The following is a 24000-nucleotide window of genomic DNA, read 5'->3' as shown; positions in this document are numbered from 1 at the left end:
GAGCCGGTCTTCGTTTGGTCGCTAAGGCGGTTCTCGTGCTGACGGCATTCGCCGCGCTCGGCGCGTTGCAGGGGCATCGCTGGGCGTTCGGCTGGGTCGGCGGGGTTATGGCCGCCAGCCTGGTTACCTTTCTGGCCGTGCTGATCCACGAACTCGCCCATGCCGCCATGGCGTGGCGGCTTGGCGCTACGATCCACAAAATTGTCGTGCTTCCCTTCGAGTTTTCTGTCCGCTCACGCCGGCTGCGCATTGTTAGACGTGCGGGACATGGCGACATCGGTGGTTGTGTGACTTACAATCTCGATCGTATTTCCGCGAATGTCAGGCATGCGCTGATCGCTGCGGCCGGCCCCGTGGCTAATGTCGCGACGGCGGTTGTAGTGGGTATGTTCGCTTATACATCGACTTACCAATCGTCGTACGGGCGCTATGACGAACCAGTCGGCATCTCGATGGCGATAGCATTCATGTTGGTGTCGATCGGCATGGGGTTGAGTAATCTGATCCCCTTCGACCACAGCGACGGCATGCGGATTTGGCGATATTTGATACTTAGGGGGCGGATGTCCGGATCGGCGGTTGACAGCTTGAGCCGCGGAGGCGGCTCGCCTAAGTCGCCACCATGACCTCGACCAACGACATCCGCCGCAGCTTCCTCGATTACTTTGCCGCCAACGGTCACGCCATCGTTCCGTCGGCGCCGCTGGTGCCGCAGAACGACCCGACGCTGATGTTCGTCAACGCGGGCATGGTGCCGTTCAAGAACGTCTTCACGGGGCTGGAGACGCGCCCCTATTCGACCGCGACGTCGAGCCAGAAATGCGTGCGCGCCGGCGGCAAGCATAATGACCTCGACAATGTCGGCTACACCGCGCGGCACCACACCTTCTTCGAAATGCTCGGCAATTTCTCGTTCGGCGATTATTTCAAGGAGCGCGCGATCGGGCTCGCCTGGGGGTTGCTGACGCAGGAATGGGGGATCGACCCGGACCGGCTGACCGCGACCGTCTATCATACCGACGACGAGGCGTTCGATCTGTGGAAGAAGATCGCCAGCCTGCCCGACCATCGCATCATCCGCATCCCGACCAAGGACAATTTCTGGGCGATGGGCGACAACGGTCCGTGCGGGCCGTGTTCGGAAATCTTCTACGACCATGGCGACCATATCCCGGGCGGTCCGCCGGGATCGCCGGACGAGGACGGCGATCGTTTCGTCGAGGTTTGGAACCTGGTCTTCATGCAGTTCGAGCAGGAGGCGAACGAGATCGTCGGTAACCTGCCCAAGCCGTCGATCGATACCGGCATGGGCCTCGAACGGATCGCTGCGGTGTTGCAGGGCGTCCACGACAATTACGACACCGACACGTTCAAGGCGCTCATTGCCGCGTCGGAAGCGCTGACGCACACCAAGGCGGTCGGCGACGAGATGGCAAGCCATCGCGTGATCGCCGACCATCTGCGGTCGTCTGGCTTCCTGGTCGCGGACGGCGTGCTGCCGGCGAACGAGGGGCGCGGCTACGTGCTTCGCCGCATCATGCGCCGCGCGATGCGGCATGCGCACCTGCTCGGCGCGAAGGAGCCGTTGATGGCGCGGCTGGTTCCGGCACTGGTCGCGGAGATGGGCGCGGCCTATCCGGAACTCGTCCGGGCGCAGCCGCTGATCGAGGCGACGTTGCAACAGGAGGAAACGCAGTTCCGCAAGACGCTCGACCGCGGGCTCAAGCTGCTCGACGAGGCGACGGCGGGACTGGCCGAGGGTGGCACGCTGGCCGGTGAAACGGCGTTCCGACTCTACGACACCTATGGCTTCCCCTACGACCTGACCGAGGATGCACTGCGCAGCCAGGGCTATCAGGTCGACCGCGAGGGCTTCGACGCCGCGATGGCCGAGCAGAAGCGCGCCGCCCGCGCCGCCTGGAAAGGGTCGGGCGAGAAGGCGTCCGACGAGCTCTGGTACGACCTCGTCGAGGAACAGGGCGGGACCGAGTTTCAGGGCTATACGTCGGAAGAGGGCGAGGGCGAGGTCATCGCGCTGGTCAAGGACGGCGCGCGGGTCGACAGTGCGACGGCGGGCGACGAGGTCGACATCATCCTCAACCAGACGCCGTTCTATGCCGAAAGCGGCGGCCAGGTCGGCGATGCCGGTATCGCCAGCAACGGGAGCGTGAAAGCCCGCATCTTCGACACGCAGAAGCATCTCGGCCGGCTGTGGGCGCACCGCGCCAAGATCGAGCAGGGCACGATCAGGCTGGGCGATGCGCTGCACCTGACGGTCGATGGCGAGCGCCGCAACGCGATCCGCGCCAACCATTCGGCGACGCACCTGCTGCACGCCGCGTTGCGCGAGCGGTTGGGGACGCACGTCGCGCAGAAGGGATCGCTGGTCGCGCCCGAGCGGCTGCGCTTCGACTTCTCGCAACCGACCGCGGTCGATCCGGCGCGGCTCGCCGAGGTCGAGGCCGACGTCAACGCCTATATCCGCCAGAATGACGCGATCGCGACGCGGCTGATGACCCCGGACGAAGCGATCGCCGAAGGTGCGATGGCGCTGTTTGGCGAGAAATATGGCGACGAGGTCCGCGTGGTGTCGATGGGTCGCGACGGCGACGCCACCTACAGCCTCGAACTGTGCGGCGGCACGCATGTCCGCGCAACCGGCGAGATCGGGCTGTTCAAGCTGGTGAACGAAGGCGCGGTGTCGTCGGGCGTGCGCCGTGTCGAGGCGCTGACCGGCGAGGCGGCGCGCGCCTATCTCGCCAGCAGAGACGAAAAGTTGCGCGAGGCGGCGGCGGCGTTGAAGGCGTCGCCCGACGAGGTGCCGGCACGGGTCGCGGCGCTGGTCGAGGATCGGCGCCGGCTCGAACGCGAACTGGCCGAAGCGAAGAAGGCGCTCGCGCTGGGTGGCGGAGGCGGCGCGGCTCCGGCCGGGCCGGAACAGGTCAATGGCATAGCCTTCGCCGCGCAAGTGGTCGAGGGGCTCGATCCGAAGGGCCTGCGCGGCGCGGTCGACGACGCCAAGCAACGGATCGGTTCAGGCGTGGCGGTGATCGTCGCGGTCAATGACGGCCGCGCGTCGGTCGCGGTCGGCGTGACCGACGACTTGATCGGCACGCTCAACGCGGTCGACCTGCTGCGGACGGCAGTCGCGGCGCTCGGTGGCCAAGGCGGCGGCGGCCGGCCCGACATGGCACAGGGCGGTGGGCCGGACGGATCGAAGGGCGCGGAGGCGGTCGCGGCCGTGCGCTCGGCGCTCGGCGGCTAGGCGTCGGCGCGCCGCACCCGCCGGATGCGTGGCTCGCGGTCGAGGTCAGCCTCGTCCTTGATCGCCTTGCGCAGTTCGTCGCGCTTTTCGTGGATCGAGGCGATCACCGGCCCCATCGCGACGCCGAGGTCGACCAATACCGCCTCTGACAGTTGCAGCGAACTTTCGAGCGTCTCGGGCACCGCGTCCGTCACGCCGGCCCGGTAGAGTTCCGCGGCGTGGCTCGCGTCCCGTGCGCGGGCGATGATCGGCAACGTTGGCACCCAACCGCGCACCCGCTTGGTCAGCCGCACGGTCAACACGGGATCGTCCATCGTTAGCACCAGCGCCTTCGCCCGGCCCAGGTTAAGCCGGTCGACCAGCTCGACTCGTGCGACGTCGCCGAAGATCACCGAATAGCCCTCACGTCGGGCGGCGGCGGCGGCATCGATGTCCGCCTCGACCGCGACATAGCGCTGGCCGTGCTCCATCAGCATGTCGGCGACCATCCGACCGACCCGCCCGAATCCGATCACGACGGTGCCGGGGCCTTCCTCGGTCAGTTGCAGGTCGGGGGCGGATTCGTCGCGTGCTTCGATCCGGCGCGATACGAGGCGACCGATCTCGGCGAGCGCGGGCGTGATTGTCAGGCCGAGCGCCGTGACCGTCTGCCAGAATGCGGCATCTTCACCGGCGATCAACCCCGCCGCCGCCGCCGTGCCGAGCACGATCAGCGTCGTCTCGGACGGGCTCGACATCAGCAGGCTGGTCTCCGCCGACGTGCCGGCCCGCGCGCCCGACACGCGCAACAGCAGGAAGGTGACCAGCGCCTTGACCGCGATCACCCCCGCCAGCGCACCGACGAAATCGACCCAGCGCGCGAGCAGCGTCTCGAGGTTGAGACTCATGCCAACGGTGATGAGGAACACGCCGAGCGCGAGGCCCTTGAACGGTGCCGTGATGACCTCGACCTCGCTGTGATATTCGGTCTCGGCGATCAGCACGCCTGCGAGCAGCGCGCCGACGATCGGCGACAGGCCCGCGGCGGTGGTCGCGAGACTGGCGACGATCACCACCAGTAGCGAGATCGCCAAGAACAATTCCGGGCTCTTGGTCCGTGCAGCCTGCGCGAACAGGCGCGGCAGCAGGAAGCGCCCGACCAGGAAGATCGCGACGATCGCAACGGCGCCCCATAGCAGCACCGATCCGATATTGCCGCCGCGCCCGCCGAGCGCACTCAATGCGAAGATGATCGGGACCAGCGCCAGATCCTCGAACAGCAGCATCGCGAAGGCAGCACGCCCGACCGGACTGCTGGTGCCGGCGATCGGCAGGACCAAAGCCGTCGACGACAAGGCCAGCGCCAGTCCGAGCCCGAGCCCGGCGCCCCAGCTGCTCCCGGTCGCGAGCAACGCCGCGCCGATCACCGCGGCGCACCCGAACAGTTCCGACGCGCCGATTCCGAACACCGATCCGCGCATCGCCCACAGCCGCTTCAGCGACAGTTCCAGCCCGATCGAGAACAGCAACAGCGTGATGCCGAACTCGGCGAATGGCTCGATCGCGTGCGGGTCGGAAATGGTAACGTGGTAGAGCCACGGATACTGCCCGACCAGCGCGCCGAGCCCGGCCGGGCCGACCAGCATGCCGACCAGGATGAAGCCGATTACCGGGCTGATCCGGAATCGCGCGAAGGTCGGGATCACGATCCCCGCCGCGCCCAGGATGACCAGCGCGTCGCTGAAGCCCTTGTTTTCGAGTCCGACCGACATGGTTGCATCAAAGCAGGCCGGGGCGGGTTTGTCAGGTCAGAAGGCTAGTTTTTTCGCGCCGTCACCGCACCAATGCCGCGTGGAGGAAAGCAATCACGCGCGGCCAGCCGTCGATGCGCGCGGCCTGATTGCCCGCCGCTGTTCCACCTAATTGTGCAAGCGACGGCAGAGCTGGACTGTCCGGTGCTAGCGGAACGCCAAATACCGCGTGGCCAGCATCGGCATAGGCAAGAACCTGCGCCCTCGGTTGCCTGGCACGGATTTGCTGAGCCATCGGGCACGATGGCCAGAGTTTGTCTTTCTCCCCGCACACCAGAAGGACTTTTCCCGCGATCCTTTCGACCTGGATGCGTGCAGCGGCGTGTGCTGCCAAGCTCTTCAGCCCGTTGGCATAGACGTCCAGCACCCCATTCGGACCGGGCATACCATAGGGCAATGTGGGTACGGGATTGCCGGCGGCCGTCCACGACGCGCGATTCTCGATGCCGGTCCAATTGATGCCCGGCCACGCGACACTCGAGGGCATGCCGGCGACGACGGCGCGAACTTCCGGATGGCGCGCCGCGACCAGCAACGCGGCTTCCGCGCCCTTGGAGCCGCCGACCATTCCGATCCGCTTGGCATCCACGCCCGGTTGATGGGCAATCCAGTGCAACGCGTGGTCGAAGGTTTCGAGCGGGATCAGCGCCAGCGCGTCGCTTTGTCCCGGCGCGCGATAATAAGCCAATTGGAGGACAGCGAACCCAGCCGTGTGAAGGGCTTGCGCCATGCGGTCGGTTCCGCTGCTCAATCCTCCCTCCGACCCGCCGAGCAGCAGGATCGCAGGCATCACCTGACCGACGGCTGGTGCGTACCAGTTACCGATCACGCCCTGTTGCTCGATCTGTATACCGCCAGGCCCCGGCGCTGTCATCTGCGCCTTCGGAGCCTGCATCGCCGGGGGGGCGGCGGCGGATACCTGCGGCAGCATCGACGCTGCCGCGAGCAACATTGTGCGGATCAACCCCAGTTCGCCATCTTGGCTTCGAGGTTCTCGCGGATCGCCTCGAAGAACTGCTCGGTGGTCATCCACGCCTGGTCGGGGCCGATCAGCAGCGCGAGGTCCTTGGTCATCTTGCCGCTCTCGACGGTCTCGATGCAGACCTTCTCAAGCTCCTCGGCGAAGCGGGTGACGTCGGGCGTGTCGTCGAACTTGCCGCGATACTTAAGGCCGCCGGTCCAGGCGAAGATCGACGCGATCGGGTTGGTCGAGGTCGCCTTGCCCTGCTGGTGCTGGCGATAGTGCCGCGTGACGGTGCCGTGCGCGGCTTCCGCCTCGACCGTCTTGCCGTCGGGCGACAGCAGGACCGAGGTCATCAGGCCGAGCGAGCCGAACCCCTGCGCGACCTGATCCGACTGGACGTCGCCGTCATAGTTCTTGCAGGCCCAGACGAACTCGCCGCTCCACTTGAGCGCGCTGGCGACCATGTCGTCGATCAGGCGATGCTCATAGACGATGTTCGCCGCCTTGAACTTGTCGGCGAACTCGGCGTCGAACACTTCCTGGAACAGGTCCTTGAAGCGGCCGTCATACGCCTTGAGGATGGTGTTCTTGGTCGACAGGTAAACCGGCCACTTTAGGTTGAGGCCGTAGTGCATCGAGGCGCGCGCGAAGTCGCGGATCGAATCGTCGAGGTTGTACATCGCCATCGCGACGCCCGACGACGGGAAGTCGAACACGTCCTTGTCGATCCGCTCGCCGTTGGTGCCGACCCAGCTGATCGACAGCTTGCCGGGGCCGGGCACGCGGAAGTCGGTCGCGCGATACTGGTCGCCGAACGCGTGGCGCCCGACCACGATCGGCTTGGTCCAGCCGGGGATCAGGCGCGGCACGTTCGAGATCACGATCGGCTCGCGGAAGATGGTGCCGCCCAGGATGTTGCGGATCGTGCCGTTGGGCGACTTCCACATCGCCTTCAGGTTGAATTCCTCGACGCGCGCCTCGTCCGGGGTGATCGTCGCGCACTTGACCGCGACGCCGTATTTCTGCGTCGCGTGCGCGGCGTCGATCGTTACCTGGTCGTCGGTCGCGTCGCGATGTTCGATGCCGAGGTCGTAATAATCGAGTTCGATGTCGAGATACGGCTTGATAAGGCGCTCGCGGATCCATTCCCAGATGATCCGCGTCATTTCGTCGCCGTCGATCTCCACGACGGGCGTCTTCACCTTGATCTTGGCCATGTTCGCTTTCCTGAAAGGGAGGTTTGCCGGTGGCTCTAGGAGGAAGCGGGGAGGGGGGTCAAGCGGGGCGCACCATGGCCAAACTTGACAAACTTGACGGGGGTAGCGCGGTCGATGAGGTCACGCTCGACGGCGAGGTCGAGGAGCGTTGCCGATACCGTGACAACGCGAGCGTCGGCGGCGTGGAGCGGTGTCGGCGATGTCAAAGAGCGGTTCGTGCGCATCCTATCCCAGCGCGGCGCCTGTAGGACAGCGCATTGTCTCGCCGCGGCGAGGGGGGTAGAGACCGGCGATGCCTTCGATCGATCCGCCGGGTACCGGCACGACCACCGTCAAGTGGCGATTCCCCAGCATGCACCCCGAGGGGACGCGCTACGTCGTCATCGTCGGGGTGGCGGCGTTGCTGTCGCTGCTGATCTGGAACGTCCTGTTCTGGCCGCTCGTCTTCCTGACCGTCTTCGTTGCGGCGTTCTTTCGCGATCCGATCCGGGTGACGCCGCGCGGCGACGATCTGGTGATCGCGCCGGCCGACGGGCTGGTCACGATGATCCAGCCGGTGATGCCGCCGCCCGAACTCGCCATCCTGGGCGAGGCGCCGCTGGTGCGCGTGTCGATCTTCATGAGCGTGTTCGACGTCCACGTGAACCGCACGCCGATCGCGGGGACGATCCGGCGGGTCGTCTACATCTCCGGCAAGTTCCTCAACGCCGATCTCGACAAGGCGAGCGAGGAGAATGAGCGGCAGCACATCGTCGTCGAAGGGAAGGACGGCCGCCTGATCGGCTTCACCCAGATCGCGGGTCTCGTCGCGCGGCGGATCCTGGCGTTCGTGAAGGAGGGCGACATGATCGCCGCCGGGCAGCGTGTCGGCCTGATCCGCTTCGGCAGCCGCGTCGACGTATTCCTGCCGCCCGATACGGCGTGCCAGGTCGCGCTGGGCCAGCGCACCATCGCCGGCGAGACGATCATCGGCCGCGTCGGCGGCGAGGCGGTGAGCGGCGTCACCCAATGAGGCCGCCGCGCACGTTGCGGCGGCGGGCGCAGCAGGGCCTGCCGCTGCGTACGATCACGCCGAACGCGCTGACCGCGCTGGCGCTGTGTTCCGGCTTGACCGGGGTGCGGTTCGCGATCGCGGCGGCGAGCGTGCCGACCGGCGGCTCCGGCCTGCCGATCGACACCAGCCGGTGGGAACTGGCGGTGACGATGATCCTGGTCGCAGGCGTGCTCGACGGCGTCGACGGGCGCGTCGCGCGGTTGCTGCGCGGGACCAGCCGGTTCGGGGCGGAGCTCGATTCGCTAAGCGATGCGATCTCGTTCGGGGTCGCGCCGTCGCTGATCCTCTACCTTTGGTCGCTGACCGATTCGCCGCGCTTCGGCTGGGTCTGCGCCTTGCTGTTCGCGGTGTTCGCCGCGCTCCGCCTGGCCCGGTTCAACGCTGCGATCGATGCCAGCGACCAGCCGCGCAAGGCGGCCGGCTACCTGACCGGTATCCCCGCGCCGGCCGGCGCAATCGGGGCGATGCTGCCGATGTATCTGTGGTTCATCAGCGGCGCCGAGTGGCTGCGCTCGCCTTGGCTGGTCGCGCCGTGGGTGGCGTTCGTCGCGATCCTGATGGTGTCGAGCCTGCCGACCTACGGCTGGTCGTCGATCAAGCTGCGGCGGCGGATCCGATTCGAGGCGCTGGTGGTAATCGTCGCGGTCGGCGCGGCGCTGATCTCGATGCCCTGGCATACGCTGGCGGCGGTCTGCGTCTTCTACCTCGCGCTCATCCCGCTCAGCGTGCGGGGCTATGCGAAGGTCAGGCGGCAGCGCGCCAGTATGACGGCGCCAGCGCCGGGCGGCTCGGCGTAACCCGCAGGGTCGAGGCGCGGCGCGGAGGCAGCGGCGGCAGGATCGACGCGACGCCCTGGCCGCTCAGCGCCAGGCGGATCTTGTCGAGCGAAGGCGTCACCGTCGCGTAGATGACGAAAGCCGCGGCGGCAAAAGCACCGGCGAATGTCAGGATGGCCAGCATCATCATCGCGTTAATCCCCTTCGATCGGACGACATCCGATGGGAAATCAACGGCCTGTCGTTTCCCTTGGTTCCGTGTCCTGTTGATGATCGCTGTATGTTCTGTTGATGTTCTATCCGTCAAGCGAAAAACGAGAACATACCGGGAATAAGTTGGCCGTATGGGGGTGGGTCAGCAGCATATGCGAACGTTGACCAAAGGATTGTCACATAAACGTAACGATAAAGCGTGCTATTATGACGACGAACCGAGCAACAAATAGCCGTTGAGACGAGCTGTTGAGGTCGCCCACCGCAGCGGATGGTGTTTCAACACGCGAAATCGCCCTCACTTGCCTTTCGTCGGCACCTCCGCTAACGGCGCGCCCTCAACACCGCATGGGAAGCATCATAGCCCGGTGCGCAACCGGCCGACCGGCCGTTCGCGTCATCCGCTTCCCAGAGGCTCAACCGGAAGGAGTTATCCCTATGGCGGCACCCGTCGTCTCCATGCAGCAGCTCGTCGAGACTGGTGCGCACTTCGGACACCAGACCCATCGCTGGAACCCGAAGATGAAACCCTACATCTTCGGCGATCGCAACGGCGTTCACATCCTCGATCTGTCGCAGACCGTGCCGCTGTTCGCGCGCGCGCTCGAATTCGTGTCGTCGTCGGTCGCGTCGGGCGGCAAGGTGCTGTTCGTCGGCACCAAGCGCCAGGCGCAGGAGCCGATCGCGGAAGCCGCGCGCAAGGCCGGCCAGCATTTCGTCAACCACCGCTGGCTGGGCGGCATGCTCACCAACTGGAAGACGATCTCGAACTCGATCCGCCGGCTGAAGAGCCTGGAAGAGCAGCTATCGGGCGACACGCACGGCCTGACCAAGAAGGAAGTGCTGCAACTCACCCGCGAGCGCGACAAGCTCGAACTGTCGCTGGGCGGCATCCGCGACATGGGCGGCGTGCCCGACGTGATGTTCGTGATCGACGCCAACAAGGAAGAGCTGGCGATCAAGGAAGCCAACACGCTGGGCATCCCGGTCGTCGCGATCCTCGATTCGAACGTGTCGCCGGACGGCATCGCGTTCCCGGTGCCGGCGAACGACGACGCGGCCCGCGCCATCCGCCTGTATTGCGAGGCGGTCGCGATCGCCGCGACGCGTGGCGGCCAGGAGCAGCAGTCGCGCCGTGGCGTCGACTTGGGCGCCCAGGTCGAAGCGCCGGTCGAGGAAGCGCTGACCGTGGAAGAGCCGCAGCAGGCCGAGATGGCCGCCGAGGCCGAGCGCCAGCTCGACGCCTGAGCGTCGCCGGAATGAAACATCGGCGGGGCAGGGCGCATTCGGCTCTGTCCCGCCGCGTTCATATGCAAAATAGAGGAATTTGAGATGGCCGATATCACGGCAGCGATGGTCAAGGACCTGCGCGAGAAGAGCGGCGCCGGCATGATGGATTGCAAGAAGGCGCTTAACGAAACCGCCGGCGACATGGACGCGGCGATGGACTGGCTGCGCACCAAGGGCCTCGCGGCCGCCGCCAAGAAGTCGAGCCGCACCGCGGCCGAGGGCTTGGTCGGCGTCGCCGTCAGCGGCACCAAGGGTGCGGCGGTCGAAGTCAATTCGGAAACCGACTTCGTCGCCAAGAACGACCAGTTCCAGTCGTTCGTCCGCGACGTGACTCAGGTCGCGCTGGCGAAGGGCGACGACATCGCGACGATCAAGGCGGCCGACCTGAACGGCAAGACCGTCGAGGAAGTGCTGACCAACAACATCGCGACGATCGGCGAGAACCAGAACCTGCGCCGCGCCCGCCAGCTCGAAGTGAGCCAGGGCGTGGTCGTGCCGTACGTGCACAACGCGCAGGCGCCGGGCCTCGGCAAGATCGGCGTGCTCGTCGCGCTGGAAAGCGCCGCGCCCGCCGACAAGCTCGAAGCGCTGGGCAAGCAGATCGCGATGCACGTCGCCGCCGCTTTCCCGCTGGCGCTGAACGCGGACGGCATCGACCCCGCGATCGTCGAGCGCGAGCGCGCGGTGCTGCGCGAGAAGAACGCCGACAAGATCGTCGGCAAGCCGCCGGAGATCGCCGAGAAGATCCTGAACGGCCCGGTCGACAAGTTCCTGAAGGAAAACGCGCTGCTGACGCAGGCGTTCGTGATGGACGGCAAGACCCCGGTGCAGGACGTGATCGCCGCCGCCGCCAAGGAAGCCGGTTCGCCGATCGTGCTGACCGACTATGTCCGCTTCCAGCTCGGCGAGGGGATCGAGAAGGAAGAGAGCGACTTCGCCGCCGAAGTCGCCGCCGCCTCGGGCGTCAAGCAGCCGGCGTAAGGCTGCCGTCGAACGGATGAAGGGGCGGGGCGACCTGCTCTTCCCCTCTCCCGTCGGGAGAGGGGCAAGGCGCGTAGCGCCGCAGGGTGAGGGAAGGGTCGAAAGCGTTTCGACTTAGCCCTCACCCTTCCGCGCCTCTGGCGCTCGTCCCTCTCCCGATGGGAGAGGGAATTGGTTGTGCGAAAATCGCACCCCGCCTAAGGTCCGCGCCGCTCCCTTCAGCCGCTTGAGAATCATGTGACCGCGCCAGCCTATAAACGCATCCTCCTGAAACTCTCGGGCGAGGTCCTGATGGGCGAGGGCGGTGGTCTGGCGATCGATCCGACCGTCACCGCACGCGTCGCCGGCGAGATCAAGGATGCGCGCGATGCCGGGCACGAGCTGTGCGTGGTGGTCGGCGGCGGCAACATCTTCCGTGGAATGGCGGGCGCGGCGCGCGGGATGGATCGTGCGACCGGCGATTACATGGGCATGCTGGCGACCGTGATGAACGCGCTGGCCGTGCAGAACGCGCTCGAGCAGATCGGCGTCGAGACTCGCGTCCAGTCGGCGATCCCGATGGCGAGCGTGTGCGAACCCTTCATCCGCCGCCGCGCGATGCGGCACCTGGAAAAGGGGCGGATCGTGATCTTCGCCGCCGGCGTCGGCTCGCCGTTCTTCACGACCGACAGTGGCGCCGCCCTGCGCGCGGCGGAAATGAAGTGCGACGCGCTGTTCAAGGGCACCTCGGTCGACGGCGTGTACGATGCCGACCCGAAGCAGGATGCGTCGGCCAAGCGCTACGACACGGTGAGCTACGACACGGTGCTCGCCGACAACCTCAAGGTCATGGACGCGAGCGCGATCGCGTTGTGCCGCGACAACGATATTCCGATCGTCGTCTTCAATATCCGCGAACCGGGCAACCTCGCCTCGGTGCTGCGCGGCGAAGGCGTTTCGACGGTGGTACGGAACGGATAGGAGAGAGACGATGGCCGCTTACGACAAGGCCGACCTGGAGCGCCGCATGGCGGGCAGCGTCGAGGCGCTGAAGCATGACCTGGGCGGCTTGCGCACCGGTCGCGCGTCGACCGCGTTGCTCGATCCGATCACGGTCGAGGTGTACGGCGCACACATGCCGCTCAACCAGGTCGCGACGGTATCGGCGCCGGAGCCGCGCATGCTGTCGGTGCAGGTGTGGGACAAGTCGAACATCGGCCCGGTGGAAAAGGCGATCCGTTCGGCCGGGCTCGGGCTCAACCCGATCAACGACGGCAACACGCTGCGCCTGCCGATACCCGATCTGACCGAGGAACGCCGCAAGGAACTGGCGAAGCTCGCCGGCAGCTATGCGGAGAAGGCGCGCATCGCCGCCCGCAACGTCCGCCGGGACGGAATGGACAGCCTGAAGACCGACGAGAAGAAGGGCGTCTATTCGGAAGACGAGCGCAAGCGCCACGAGACCGAGGTGCAGAAGCTGACCGATAGCACCATCGCCGACATCGACGCCGCCGCGCAGTCGAAGGAAAAGGAAATCCTGGGCCAGTGACGCGCGGCGCGTTCGCCCTCTCCATCAACGTCAGCCCCGCGAAAGCGGGGACCCAGCTTCCGAGCTTGCCCGCCCTGCAACGGCCGTTGCCGTGTCGGACCGCCGCCGGAGATGGGTCCCCGCTTTTGCGGGAATGACGGATGGGCAGGGTCATGGCGGCGGATCCCGCGATCGCGATCGGCGGCGGCGTGCTGCCGCGCCACGTCGCGATCATCATGGACGGCAACGGGCGCTGGGCGAAGAAGCGGCATCTGCCGCGGCTCGCCGGGCACAAGCAGGGCGTCGAGGCGGTCCGCCGCGTGTCGCGCGAGGCGCGGCGGCTGGGGGTCGAGGCGCTGACGCTCTATGCCTTCTCGTCGGAGAACTGGCGCCGCCCGGCCGAGGAAGTCGGCGACCTGATGGGCCTGTTGCGCTGGTTCATCCGCAACGACCTGGCGGAGATCATCCGTGACAACGTGCGGCTGCGGATCATCGGCGACTACCGCCGCTTCTCGCCCGACACGGTGGCGATGATCGACGACGCGATGGCGCGGACGGCGAGCAACACGGGTCCGCTGCTGGTGATCGCGCTCAATTACGGGTCGCAGGCGGAATTGGCCAAGGCCACGCGCGTGCTGGCCGAGCGAGTCCGTGATGGCGCGATGGCGGCGGCGGAGATCGACGCTGCGGCGATCGAGGGCCTGCTCGAAACGTCCGACCTGCCGCCGCTCGACCTGCTGATCCGCACCTCGGGCGAGCAGCGGCTGTCCAATTTCCTGTTGTGGCAGGCGGCCTATGCCGAACTGCTGTTCGTCGACACGCTGTGGCCCGATTTCGACGAAGCCGCGCTGGGCGAGGCGGTCGCGGCGTTCGGCCAGCGCCAGCGCCGCTTCGGCGGGTTGTGAGCCGCCGGTGAGAGATCCCGCCAAGCCCAGACAACCGTCCGAACTGGTGCTACGCGTCGTCACCGGGCTGGCGCTCATCACGGTCGCGCTGGTTGCGGTGATCCTGGGCGGGATCGTGTTCTGGGCGTTGCTGACGGTAATCGCGCTGGCGATGATGGCGGAGTGGGCCGACCTGTTCGACACGCCGTCTTGGCCGAAGCGGCTGGCGCTCTACGCGCTGTTCGTGCCGCTGGCGATCATGACGCCCGGGGTCGCGGCGGGGCCGGGGTTTCTGGCGCTCGGGCTGATCTTCGCGGCGTTCTTCTTCGTCGGCGCGGTAACGCGGCGGGCGTGGCTGGCGTGGGGCGTGGTCTATGTCGGGGTGCCGGTGCTGGCGCTGCTGCTGATCCGGCAGGAGAACACCGTCCGGCTGGGGCATATCGGCCTGCTCTACACGATCTGGACGCTGGCGCTGGTGTGGTCGACCGATATCGGCGCCTATTTCGCCGGGCGCTTCATCGGCGGGCCGAAGCTCGCGCCACGCGTCAGCCCGAACAAGACCTGGGCGGGGCTGATCGGCGGGATGGCGGCGGCGACATTGTTCGCCTTTTTCCTGCACGGGTTCGCCGGCCTGCCCCTGCTGCTCGCGCTGACGACGCCGGTGCTCGCCACGCTTGCGCAGGGCGGCGACCTGTTCGAAAGCTGGCTGAAGCGGCGCGCGGGGAAGAAGGACAGCGGCAATCTGCTGCCCGGCCATGGCGGCGTGCTCGATCGGCTCGATGGGCTGGTCCCGGTGGCTCCGGTCGCGGCGTTGCTGGTCCTGCTGGTTCGATGAAATCGATCACCGTCCTGGGCGCGACCGGATCGGTCGGCACCTCGACGCTCGACCTGATCGAGCGCTCGCCCGACCGGTTCCGCGTCATGGCGCTGACCGCCAATTGCGACGTCGAGCGACTGGCGGCAGCGGCGATCCGGACGCGCGCGGAACTGGCGGTGGTCGCCGACGAGAGCTGCCTGCCGGCGCTGCGCGAGGCGTTGCGCGGCACCAATATCGGCACGGCCGGTGGCGCGCGGGCGGTCTGCGAGGCCGCGCGATCGGGTGCCGACCTGACGATGGCGGCGATCGTCGGAGTCGCCGGGCTCGGTCCGGTGATGGCGGCGATCGAGGCGGGCGGCACGGTGGTACTCGCCAACAAGGAGCCGCTGGTGTCGGCCGGCGACGTGATCCTGGCGGCGGCGCGGCGATCGGGCGCGACGCTGCTGCCGGCCGATTCCGAGCACAACGCCATCTTCCAGTGCCTCGACCCCAGACAGATCGACCGCGTCCGCCGCATCATCCTGACCGCGAGCGGCGGCCCGTTCCGCGACTGGACTTGCGACGCGATGCGCGACGTCACGCCGGAGCAGGCGGTCGCGCACCCCAATTGGTCGATGGGGGCCAAGATCTCGGTCGATTCGGCGACCCTGATGAACAAGGGGTTGGAGCTGATCGAGGCGGCGCGGCTGTTCCCGGTGCCGCCCGAGCGGATCGAGATCGTCATCCATCCGCAATCGGTGATCCACTCGCTGGTCGAATATGTCGACGGCTCGACGCTGGCGCAGCTCGGCCCGCCCGACATGCGGGTGCCGATCGCGCATTGCCTGGCCTGGCCGGACCGGATCGCGACGCCGATGGCACCGCTGGATCTGGTCGCGATCGGCCGCCTCGATTTCGCCGCACCCGATGCCGAGCGGTTCCCGGCGCTGGCCCTCGCGCGTCAGGCATTGGAGGCAAGCGGCGCGCGTCCCGCCATCCTGAACGCCGCCAACGAAGTCGCGGTGGCGGCTTTCCTCGATCGTCGCATCGGCTTCCTCGAAATTGCCGCAATCGTCGGCGATACGCTCGACCGGTACGACCCGCCGGCGCCGGAAACGCTGGACGAGGTCCTGGCGATCGACGCGGGGGCACGCAGGATCGCAGGTGAACGTGTAGAGGATTGCGTGACCTGATGCAGAGCCCCGGAATCATCCTCACGCTCGTCGCCTTCGTGCTGATGCTGGGGCCGCTCGTCTTCTTTCACGAGCTCGGCCATTATTTCGCCGGGCGTTGGTTCGGGATCAAGGCGGACGCCTTCTCGATCGGGTTCGGGCCGGAGATCGCCGGCTGGACCGACAAGCGCGGCACGCGGTGGAAGCTGTCGGTGCTGCCGCTCGGCGGCTATGTCCGCTTCGCCGGCGACATGAGCCCGGCCGGGCTGACCGATCCGGCGTGGCTCGCGCTCCCGCCCGAAGAGCGCGCCAGGACGTTCCAGTCGAAGAAGGTGTGGCAGCGCGCGATCGTCGTGCTGGCCGGGCCGGTGACCAATTTCCTGCTGGCGGTGCTGATCCTGACCGGGTTCGCGCTGGCCTATGGCGTCAGCACGACGACGACGCAGGTCGGCTCGGTCGAGCAGGGGACGATGGCGGCGAGCATCGGTTTGCAGCCCGGCGACCGCATCACCGCGATCGGCGGACGCCCCGTCGATACCTTCGACGAACTGCGCATGTACGTCGTGATCCGCGCCGGCCAGCCGGTCCGCGTCGATTACGATCGCGGCGGCCGGCATTTGTCGGCGGACGGCGTCATCGGAACCGCGCGCCAGACCGACAAGTTCGGCAACGCGCAGGATATCGGCGTGCTCGGCGTCCATCCGGGCGAAGTACGGTTCGCGCGGGTCGGCGTGCTGGAGGCGCCGATCGTGGCGATCGGCCAGGTCGGCGACCTGATCCGCATGACCGGCGAGACGCTGGGCCAGCTGCTGATCGGCGAGCGCTCGGTCAAGGACATGTCCGGTATCGTCAGCATGGCGAAAGTATCGGGCGAACAATTGAGCCTGGGCTGGATCGACTTCGTCAGCCTGATCGCGTTCATTTCGATTAATTTGGGGTTCATCAACCTGTTGCCAGTTCCGATGCTAGATGGTGGACATTTGCTGTTCTATGCAATCGAGGCGGTGCGGCGGCGTCCGGTGACGCCGCAGATCCAGGAATGGGCGTTCCGCGGTGGACTGGCGGTGATCCTGGCGCTGTTCCTAGTCGTGACGTTCAACGATCTCGGCAAGGTCGGGCTTTGGCAGCACCTTAAGGGATTGATCGGGTGAGGGCCGGGTTGATCGGTTGACCCAAGTGGGGCAGGGCGGGCGCGCCGGTTCATACGCGACGGCAAGTGGCTATCCGGCTGGGGTGGAATGGTGATTATCAAGGCTTCGAAGTTCGGGACGCGCGCCGCCGCGGTGTTGATGGCGGGGACGATCCTGTCGCCGGTGGCGATGGCGCAGACCGCGCCGCGCAAGGCGCCGGCGGCCGCGCCGACCCCGGCCGCGCCGGCGACTCCCGCGCCGGTGCCGGCGGCGGTCGCGCCGCAGCGCGTGATCCACTCGCTGCGCGTCGAGGGATCGCAGCGGATCGAGCCCGAGACGGTGCTGAGCTACACAAAGCTGCGCGTCGGCCAGGCCTATTCGAACGAGACGCTCGACCAGGCGATCCGCGATCTCTACGCGAGCGACCTGTTCGCCGACGTGTCGATCGCCGGCGCGGAGACCGGCGACATCACGCTGCGCATCCGCGAGAACCCGATCATCAACCGCGTGATCCTGGAGGGCAATTCGACCCTCAAGTCGGACAAGATCACGAAGGAAATCAAGCTCGCGCCGCGCCAGATCTTCACGCGCACGGCCGTCCGTCAGGACGTCGGCCGCATCGTCGAGCTCTATCGCCGCCAGGGCCGCTTCGCCGCGCGGATCGAGCCGAAGATGGTCAGCCTCGACCAGAACCGCGTCGACGTGGTGTTCGAGATCGACGAGGGGCCGAAGTCGAAGGTCCGAGCGATCAACATCATCGGCAACCAGGTCTTCTCCGACGACAAGCTGCGCCAGCAGATGGTGACGAAGCAGGCGCGCTTCTTCCGCTTCTTCTCGTCGAACACGTCGTACGACCAGGATCGCCTGGCCTACGATCAGCAGCAGCTGCGCAAGTTCTATCTGACGCAGGGCTATGCCGATTTCCGCGTGACCTCCGCGGTGGCCGAACTGACGCCTGACAAGCGTGATTTCATCATCACCTACGTGGTCGAGGAAGGGCCGCGCTACAAGTTCGGCGACGTGACCGTCGACAGCGACATCCGCGACTTCGACAACAAGAAGCTCGCCTCGTCGCTCGGCATCACGAAGGGCGACTGGTACAACGCCAAGAAGGTCGAGGACACGGTCGACAGCCTCAGCCAGACCGCCGGGCTGTTCGGCTACGCGTTCACCGAAGTGAACCCGGAGTTCGTGCCGAACAAAGAAAACCTGACGATGGCGATCAACTTCCACATCGCCGAGGCCAAGCGGACCTATGTCGAGCGGATCGAGATCACCGGCAACCGCCAGACCCAGGACAAGGTGATCCGCCGCGAAATCCGTCTGGCGGAGGGTGACGCCTTCAACAGCTTCCAGGTCAAGCGCTCGACCGACCGCATCAATTCGCTCGGCTTCTTTCAGGACAAGTTCGAGATCAAGAACGAGCAGGGCTCGGCCGCCGACCGCGTCGTGCTCAACGCGAACGTCGAGGAAAAGCCGACCGGCGAACTGTCGCTGTCGGCGGGTTATTCGAGCCTCGAGCGGTTCATCATCCAGGCCGGCATCACCCAGCGCAACTTCCGCGGCAAGGGCCAGGAACTGCGCGCCAACGTCGACTATTCGGTCTATTCGAAGTCGGTCAGCCTGGGCTTCACCGAGCCGTATCTGTTCGACAAGAACGTCGCCGTCGGCGTCGACATCTTCCGCCGCGACTATAACTCGTTCAACTATATCGGCGACCAGCGTCAGACGACCTATTCGCAGGTCTCGACCGGGTTCCAGGTGCGCACCGGCGTGCCGCTGACCGAATATTGGTCGCTGTCCGGCCGCTACGGGCTGACGTTCGACAAGGTCGGGCTGGACCAGGCGACCTATTTCACCAACGGCGTCTGCAACCCGTTCGTCGCCGGACGCTACCTCTGCGACGCGATCGGCAACCGCGTGACGTCGATGATCGGCTATTCGCTGGTCTATGACAGCCTGAACAGCCGCCTGCGTCCGACCGCCGGCAAGCGGCTGGTGCTGAGCCAGGATGTCGCCGGGTTGGGCGGCGACGTCCGCTACATCCGCTCGCGTATCGAGGCGAGCAAGTACATGAACCTCGGCAAGGGCTGGATCTTCTCGGTCAATGGCGAGGCCGGCTACATCAAGAGCCTGCAAAGCACGCCGGCCGACGGCAGCGATCCGATCCGCATCACCGACCGCTTCTACTTGGGCGAGCCGCAGATTCGCGGCTTCGACATCCGCGGCGTCGGCCCGCGCGTTCAGCGCATCCCGTACGTCACCAACACCGACGCGACGACCGGCGTCACGACGCAGACGCTGTCGACCGACAAGAACTCGATCATCGACGATGCGCTGGGCGGCCGGGCCTATTACCTGGTCCGGTTCGAACTCGAACCGCCGCTCGGCGGCGGCGTGCGCGAGCTGGGCTTGCGGCCGAGCATCTTCATGGACGTCGGCGCCGTGTTCGGCGTGCGTCGGCCGCAGCTGACGACGACCTGCACGACCGGCCAGACCACGCCATGCTATCCGGTCGTCAACGGCATCGTTCAGCCGTACCAGCAGCAGCAATATGCGACCGTGAACGGGACGCAGGTGCCGTTGTACCAGGTGCCGTCGACCGACGCGACGAACCCCAGCCTGTTGACGACCTGCGCGACCGGTTATTCGGCGACGTACGGCGGCGCGTGCGCCGGGTCGTCGGCCAACAGCAATTACTCGGTGCCGTACGGCCCGTACCTGGAGCGGTTCGTCGGCGACTCGCCGCGGCCGCGCATCTCGATCGGTTTCGGGGTGAACTGGAATTCGCCGTTCGGGCCGTTGCGCATCGATATCGCGAAAGCGTTGCTCCACGACAAGGGCGACGACACCAAACTTGTGACCTTCAACGTAGGAACCCAATTCTGATGACCATCAAGATCACCTCGCTCGGCCTCGGCGCCATCGCGCTGACCGGCATGCTCGCCGCGTCGTCGGCTTCGGCGCAGACCGCCGCGGTCGCCGATCCGCAGGCTGCGCTGACGCAGTCGGTCGCCTTCACCAACGCGATCAACCAGATCCGCACGACCTACAAGACGCAGCTCGACCAGGCCGAATCGATCCGCAAGGCGCTGGGGCCGCAGGAGCAGGTGTTCGACACCAACAAGGACGGCCAGCTCGACGAGCAGGAGCTCGCTCGCATGCGCGCCGCGCCGAACTTCGCGTCGATCCAGCAGCAGGAACAGCAGGCCGCGACCGCCGAACTGCCCGCGCTGCGCGCTCGTGCCTATGTCATCGAGCAACTCAGCCCGCGCCTGCAGACCGCGTTCAAGAATGTGCTCGCCGCCAAGCGCATCTCGCTGGTCGTGCGTCCGGAAGCGGTGCTGACGGCCGATAACACCGCCAATATCACCGACGACATCACGGCGGAGATGAACAAGAACACCGCCGCGGTCAGCATCACCCCGCCCGCCAACTGGCAGCCGGGCCAGGCTGGCCAGGCGGCGGCGCCCGCCGCGCCCGTCACCACGCCGACGCCGGCGCCGACCGGCACGCGTCGCACCCGGTGAGCGACGACACCCCGGCAGCGACGTCCACCCCCGCTTCCGCGGGGGCCCCGCTTGACATCAAGCGCGTGATGGCGGCGCTGCCGCATCGCTATCCGATGCTGTTGGTCGACCGGGTCGAGGAGTTGATCCCCGACCGGTCGATCGCCGCGATCAAGGCGGTCAGCATGAACGAGGAATTCTTCCAGGGGCATTTCCCGGAAAGGCCGATCATGCCGGGTGTGCTCCAGGTCGAAGCGCTGGCACAGGCCGCCGGCGTGCTCGCGGTCGAGAGCCTGGGCCTCGCCGGCTCCGGCAAGCTCGTCTATTTCATGTCGATCGACGGGGTGAAGTTCCGCAAGCCGGTCGAGCCCGGCGTGCTGCTGCGGCTCGAGGTCGAGTTCGTCCAGAAGCGCAGCCGCGTATGCAAGTTCGCCGGCAAGGCGCTGCTCGACGGCGAGGTCGCGACCGAATGCGAATTCACCGCGATGATCGCCGATCCGCCGAGCGACTGACGATTGCACCATGCTGTTGAAAATATCTCGCGTGCCTGCTAGGCGCGCGCCCTTCGCGGCCGGTCGGAAACCGGCGGCACATCAAAGGAATTACCCGTGAAGGCCGATACGCATCCCGATTATCACATGATTACGGTCAAGATGACCGACGGCACCGAGTACCAGACTCGCTCCACCTGGGGCAAGGAAGGCGACACGATGACGCTCGAGATCGACCCGCTGTCGCACCCGGCCTGGACCGGCGGTCGCGGCCAGATGCTGGATGCGGGCGGCCAGGTGGCGCGCTTCAACAAGCGTTTCGGCGGCCTCAACCTCACCAAGAAGTAAGCCGATCGGCACCACGACCGCCGCGCGCCGACCCCGGCGCGCGGCGGTTTTGCGTGCTTAACGCGGCGTTAGGCTTGTTCGGCTTAGGCTGGCCGACATGATCGAAGCCAGGCCCACCAATATCCGTGCCGATTACGCGCCAGCCGACGCTCATCCACTCCGCAAGAGCGCGCGCGCGACGGTGTCGCTCGACGCCAAGCTGGTGCGCGGCGGGCTCGACCGGACGGCCTGCCGGATCACCGACCTGTCGCCCGAAGGCGCGCGGTTGAGCAGCTATTCGGCGCTCAAGAAAGACACCACCATCTCGCTGACGCTGCCCGGGATCGGTCAGGTCGCGGCGGTGGTGCGCTGGGCCGACGATTTCCAGGCCGGGTGCCAGTTCGTGTCGCCGCTGACGATGGACCAGTTCGAGGAACTGGTGGGGTTGGGGGCTATCTGAGTTGAGAGCGCAGCGTGGCGAAGCCACGCCGTCGGACTTGGCGGTGCCAAGCCGGCCGCGCTGGCGCGTCTCGTCGGCTTTAGCCGACGTGCGCACTGCGCTGGCGGAGAGGGTGGGATTCGAACCCACGGTGGGCGTGAACCCACGGCGGTTTTCAAGACCGCTGCCTTAAACCACTCGGCCACCTCTCCGCGCGGGCCCGCTTTGGGCAAGGGCGGTGATTTGTGCAAGCCGTACGACGATCGGGGATTCCCGCGGCGGCGTCGCTGTGGCACGGTCGCACGATGCGGGGTTGTGGCGGTATCAAGGGAATGGCGGGCGCGCTCCTGCTGGTCGGGCTGAGCGCAAGTGCGCATGGTCAAAGCAGCGACGAGGTCGGTTTCCAGTCCTATCTCCAGACCTTGCGCGCGCAGGCGATCGCGCAGGGTGTGCGCCCCGCCACGGCCGATTCGGTCATTGCCGGCCTGACGCTCAATCCGCGCGTGATCGAGCTCGACCGCGCGCAACCCGGCGGCAATCCGGCCAATCCGTCGAACGCCAACCCGCCGCTCGCGCCCTATCTCCGCCAGCATCTCGGCGCCGCGCTGATCGCGCAGGGTCGCGACAAATATCTCGCGCAGCGCCCGCGGTTGGCGCGGATCGAGGCGGAGACCGGCGTCCCCGAATCGATCATGGTCGCGATCTGGGGGCACGAGACCAGCTACGGCAAGGTGATGGGCACGTTCGACCTGCCGCGCGCGCTGGCGACTTTGGCCTATGAGGGGCGCCGCCGCGACCTGTTCGCCAACGAGTTCATCGCGACGCTGAAGATCGTCGATCGCGGTATCCCGCGCGAGAAACTGGTCGGCAGCTGGGCCGGCGCGATGGGCGGGCCGCAATTCCTGCCTTCGGTCTATCTGCGGCTGGCGCGGGACGGCGACGGCGACGGTCGCGCCGACATCTGGTCGAGCGATGCCGATACGCTCGCGTCGATCGGCAATTATTTCTACAATGCTGGCTGGCGGCGCGGCCAGCCCTGGGGCGTCGCGGTGACGCTGCCCGCCGGGTTCGACCGCAGCATGGTGACCAACCGGCTGATCTCGCCGCGGTGTCCCCGCGTGTTCGCCCGCGCGAGCGGCTGGCGCTCGATCGCCGAATGGCGCGCGCTGGGCGTGATGCCCGCCGGCCGGCCGCTGCCGGCGGATTCGGTGCAGGCGACGCTGATCGAGCCCGACGGGCCGGGCCAGACCGCCTATCTGCTGACCGGCAATTACCGCGTGATTCTCGATTACAATTGCTCCAATTTCTACGCCATTAGCGTGGGGTTGCTGGCCGATGCCGTCGAACAATAGGATGTGGGTCGCCGCGCTGGCGGTGCTGGTCGCGGGTAGTGCCGCGGCCCAGACCGCGCCGCGTCCCGACGACGCGCGCGACGGGCCGCCGCCGTCGACCGGGCCGAGCGCCACGTCCGATCGCGGCGCGGATCGTCTCGACGAGGTCGGCTATGCCGCCGTCGCGACCGATGCGCCCGCCACCTACGTCGCCAAGCTGCGCGGTATCCCGGCCGGTGGCTATGCCGAGGTGACGATGCTCGACAGCGGGCGGACGACGCTGGTGCGATCGGACGGCGAGGATGCGCCGGTCGGGACGCTGGCATGGCTGTCCCCGGCCGCCGCCGCCGCGATCGGGCTGGAGGGGCGCGGCGCGGTACGCATCCGTCGCGTCACGCCGTCGCCGGCCGACCAGAACGCCCTGGCCAATGGACGCCCGCCATCGCCGCGGCTCGACGCCCCGGCGGCGTTGCTCGCGGGGCTGCGCACGCGCCTGCCCGCCAAGCCGGTCGCGGCGACGACACGGTCGGGGAAGGGCGCCAAAGCGGTGGTCGCGCCGACGCCATCGGCACGCCCGGCACTCGCGTCGGCCAGGCCGCCGATGGTCCGCAAGCCAGCGGCCGCGCCGTCACCGCCACCCACCGCCAACGCGCACCTCTACGTCCAGCTCGCCGCGTTCAGCACCGCCGACCGCGCCAATGCCCTCGCGCGCAGCATCGGCGGCAGCGTCTCGCCCGCCGGCGCTCTCTACCGCGTCCGCACCGGCCCCTACGTCACCGCCGCGCAAGCCGCACGAGCGCGTGACGCCGCCGTCAAGCGGGGCTATGCCCAGGCCCGCGTCGTTCGCGACAATTGATCCGACTC

General features: G+C 67.1%; 23 protein-coding genes and 1 tRNA gene. 19 read left to right on the top strand and 5 right to left on the bottom strand.

Annotated elements, in window-relative coordinates; translation table 11 throughout:
• Positions 1-35: 35 nt before the first annotated feature.
• Both J0I47_RS04230 and alaS read left to right on the top strand, forming a co-directional pair.
• Positions 36-626 carry a site-2 protease family protein gene (locus J0I47_RS04230; protein ID WP_294045182.1) on the top strand — a complete coding sequence of 197 codons (591 nt, stop codon included), beginning with the start codon at positions 36-38 and terminating at the stop codon, positions 624-626.
• Positions 623-3265: an alanine--tRNA ligase gene (gene alaS, locus J0I47_RS04225; RefSeq protein WP_294045181.1), complete on the top strand. Its 2643-nt coding sequence runs from the start codon at positions 623-625 to the stop codon at positions 3263-3265. The genes J0I47_RS04230 and alaS overlap by 4 nt, the downstream gene beginning before the upstream one ends.
• Here the strand turns inward: alaS and J0I47_RS04220 are convergent.
• From J0I47_RS04220 to J0I47_RS04210, 3 genes are all read right to left on the bottom strand, one after another.
• Entirely contained in the window at positions 3262-5016 is a 1755-nt protein-coding gene (locus J0I47_RS04220; RefSeq protein WP_294045180.1) for a cation:proton antiporter, read from the bottom strand. The two genes, alaS and J0I47_RS04220, sit on opposite strands and share 4 nt — an antisense overlap.
• Before the next feature lie 61 nt (positions 5017-5077).
• Positions 5078-6019: an acyl-CoA thioester hydrolase/BAAT C-terminal domain-containing protein gene (locus J0I47_RS04215; RefSeq protein WP_294045179.1), complete on the bottom strand. Its 942-nt coding sequence runs from the start codon at positions 6017-6019 to the stop codon at positions 5078-5080.
• The gene (locus tag J0I47_RS04210; protein WP_294045178.1) at positions 6016-7236 is read right to left on the bottom strand and encodes an NADP-dependent isocitrate dehydrogenase; all 1221 of its coding nucleotides are present in this window, start codon (positions 7234-7236) and stop codon (positions 6016-6018) included. Before J0I47_RS04210 ends, J0I47_RS04215 begins: the two co-directional genes overlap by 4 nt.
• A 292-nt stretch (positions 7237-7528) precedes the next feature.
• Between J0I47_RS04210 and J0I47_RS04205 the strand changes: the two genes are divergently transcribed.
• Both J0I47_RS04205 and J0I47_RS04200 read left to right on the top strand, forming a co-directional pair.
• Positions 7529-8248 (top strand): phosphatidylserine decarboxylase, encoded by a 720-nt coding sequence (locus tag J0I47_RS04205; RefSeq protein WP_294045177.1) that lies wholly within the window; start codon positions 7529-7531, stop codon positions 8246-8248.
• The gene (locus tag J0I47_RS04200; protein ID WP_294045176.1) at positions 8245-9087 is read left to right on the top strand and encodes a phosphatidylcholine/phosphatidylserine synthase; all 843 of its coding nucleotides are present in this window, start codon (positions 8245-8247) and stop codon (positions 9085-9087) included. Before J0I47_RS04205 ends, J0I47_RS04200 begins: the two co-directional genes overlap by 4 nt.
• Here J0I47_RS04200 and J0I47_RS04195 read toward each other — a convergent pair.
• Entirely contained in the window at positions 9035-9256 is a 222-nt protein-coding gene (locus tag J0I47_RS04195; RefSeq protein WP_294045175.1) for a hypothetical protein, read from the bottom strand. The genes J0I47_RS04200 and J0I47_RS04195 overlap by 53 nt on opposite strands.
• A gap of 461 nt (positions 9257-9717) precedes the next feature.
• On the opposite strand from J0I47_RS04195, the gene rpsB reads away from it, so the two are divergent.
• From rpsB to J0I47_RS04130, 13 genes are all read left to right on the top strand, one after another.
• Entirely contained in the window at positions 9718-10527 is an 810-nt protein-coding gene (rpsB, locus tag J0I47_RS04190; protein WP_294045174.1) for a 30S ribosomal protein S2, read from the top strand.
• Positions 10528-10611: 84 nt separating this feature from the next.
• On the top strand, positions 10612-11550 hold the full coding sequence (tsf, locus tag J0I47_RS04185) for a translation elongation factor Ts (RefSeq protein ID WP_294045173.1): 939 nt from the start codon (positions 10612-10614) through the stop codon (positions 11548-11550).
• A 237-nt stretch (positions 11551-11787) separates the two neighbouring features.
• The gene (gene pyrH / locus J0I47_RS04180) at positions 11788-12510 is read left to right on the top strand and encodes a UMP kinase (protein WP_294045172.1); all 723 of its coding nucleotides are present in this window, start codon (positions 11788-11790) and stop codon (positions 12508-12510) included.
• A 10-nt stretch (positions 12511-12520) separates the two neighbouring features.
• Positions 12521-13078, top strand: coding sequence for a ribosome recycling factor (gene frr, locus J0I47_RS04175; RefSeq protein WP_294045171.1), 558 nt, complete (start codon positions 12521-12523; stop codon positions 13076-13078).
• A 152-nt stretch (positions 13079-13230) separates the two neighbouring features.
• Complete coding sequence (locus tag J0I47_RS04170; protein ID WP_294045170.1) at positions 13231-13962, top strand: isoprenyl transferase; 732 nt, start codon at positions 13231-13233, stop codon at positions 13960-13962.
• A gap of 7 nt (positions 13963-13969) precedes the next feature.
• Positions 13970-14776, top strand: a complete 807-nt coding sequence (locus tag J0I47_RS04165) for a phosphatidate cytidylyltransferase (RefSeq protein ID WP_294045169.1) — start codon at positions 13970-13972, stop codon at positions 14774-14776.
• Positions 14773-15930 (top strand): 1-deoxy-D-xylulose-5-phosphate reductoisomerase, encoded by a 1158-nt coding sequence (locus tag J0I47_RS04160; protein WP_294045168.1) that lies wholly within the window; start codon positions 14773-14775, stop codon positions 15928-15930. The genes J0I47_RS04165 and J0I47_RS04160 overlap by 4 nt, the downstream gene beginning before the upstream one ends.
• Complete coding sequence (locus J0I47_RS04155) at positions 15927-17060, top strand: RIP metalloprotease (RefSeq protein ID WP_294045856.1); 1134 nt, start codon at positions 15927-15929, stop codon at positions 17058-17060. The genes J0I47_RS04160 and J0I47_RS04155 overlap by 4 nt, the downstream gene beginning before the upstream one ends.
• 87 nt (positions 17061-17147) lie before the next feature.
• The gene (gene bamA / locus J0I47_RS04150) at positions 17148-19928 is read left to right on the top strand and encodes an outer membrane protein assembly factor BamA (protein ID WP_294045167.1); all 2781 of its coding nucleotides are present in this window, start codon (positions 17148-17150) and stop codon (positions 19926-19928) included.
• Positions 19928-20569, top strand: a complete 642-nt coding sequence (locus tag J0I47_RS04145) for an OmpH family outer membrane protein (RefSeq protein ID WP_294045166.1) — start codon at positions 19928-19930, stop codon at positions 20567-20569. Before bamA ends, J0I47_RS04145 begins: the two co-directional genes overlap by 1 nt.
• Positions 20566-21060, top strand: coding sequence for a 3-hydroxyacyl-ACP dehydratase FabZ (fabZ, locus tag J0I47_RS04140; RefSeq protein WP_294045165.1), 495 nt, complete (start codon positions 20566-20568; stop codon positions 21058-21060). The genes J0I47_RS04145 and fabZ overlap by 4 nt, the downstream gene beginning before the upstream one ends.
• Positions 21061-21156: 96 nt before the next feature.
• Entirely contained in the window at positions 21157-21387 is a 231-nt protein-coding gene (gene rpmE, locus J0I47_RS04135; RefSeq protein WP_294045164.1) for a 50S ribosomal protein L31, read from the top strand.
• Positions 21388-21484: 97 nt separating this feature from the next.
• On the top strand, positions 21485-21826 hold the full coding sequence (locus tag J0I47_RS04130) for a PilZ domain-containing protein (protein WP_294045163.1): 342 nt from the start codon (positions 21485-21487) through the stop codon (positions 21824-21826).
• A 101-nt stretch (positions 21827-21927) separates the two neighbouring features.
• On the opposite strand, the gene J0I47_RS04125 is transcribed toward J0I47_RS04130, so the two are convergent.
• Positions 21928-22017 (bottom strand) — tRNA-Ser (locus J0I47_RS04125).
• A 120-nt stretch (positions 22018-22137) separates the two neighbouring features.
• Between J0I47_RS04125 and J0I47_RS04120 the strand changes: the two genes are divergently transcribed.
• A complete protein-coding gene (locus tag J0I47_RS04120) occupies positions 22138-23157 on the top strand; it encodes a lytic transglycosylase domain-containing protein (RefSeq protein WP_294045162.1) in 1020 nt (339 codons plus the stop codon).
• Entirely contained in the window at positions 23141-23992 is an 852-nt protein-coding gene (locus tag J0I47_RS04115) for an SPOR domain-containing protein (RefSeq protein ID WP_294045161.1), read from the top strand. Before J0I47_RS04120 ends, J0I47_RS04115 begins: the two co-directional genes overlap by 17 nt.
• Positions 23993-24000: the final 8 nt, after the last annotated feature.

Origin of the sequence: Sphingomonas sp. (assembly GCF_017304635.1) — a bacterium.
Classification (GTDB): Bacteria; Pseudomonadota; Alphaproteobacteria; order Sphingomonadales; family Sphingomonadaceae; genus Sphingomonas.
Note: the sequence above shows the minus strand (reverse complement) of the source record. Positions and strands in the feature narration are given on the sequence as shown.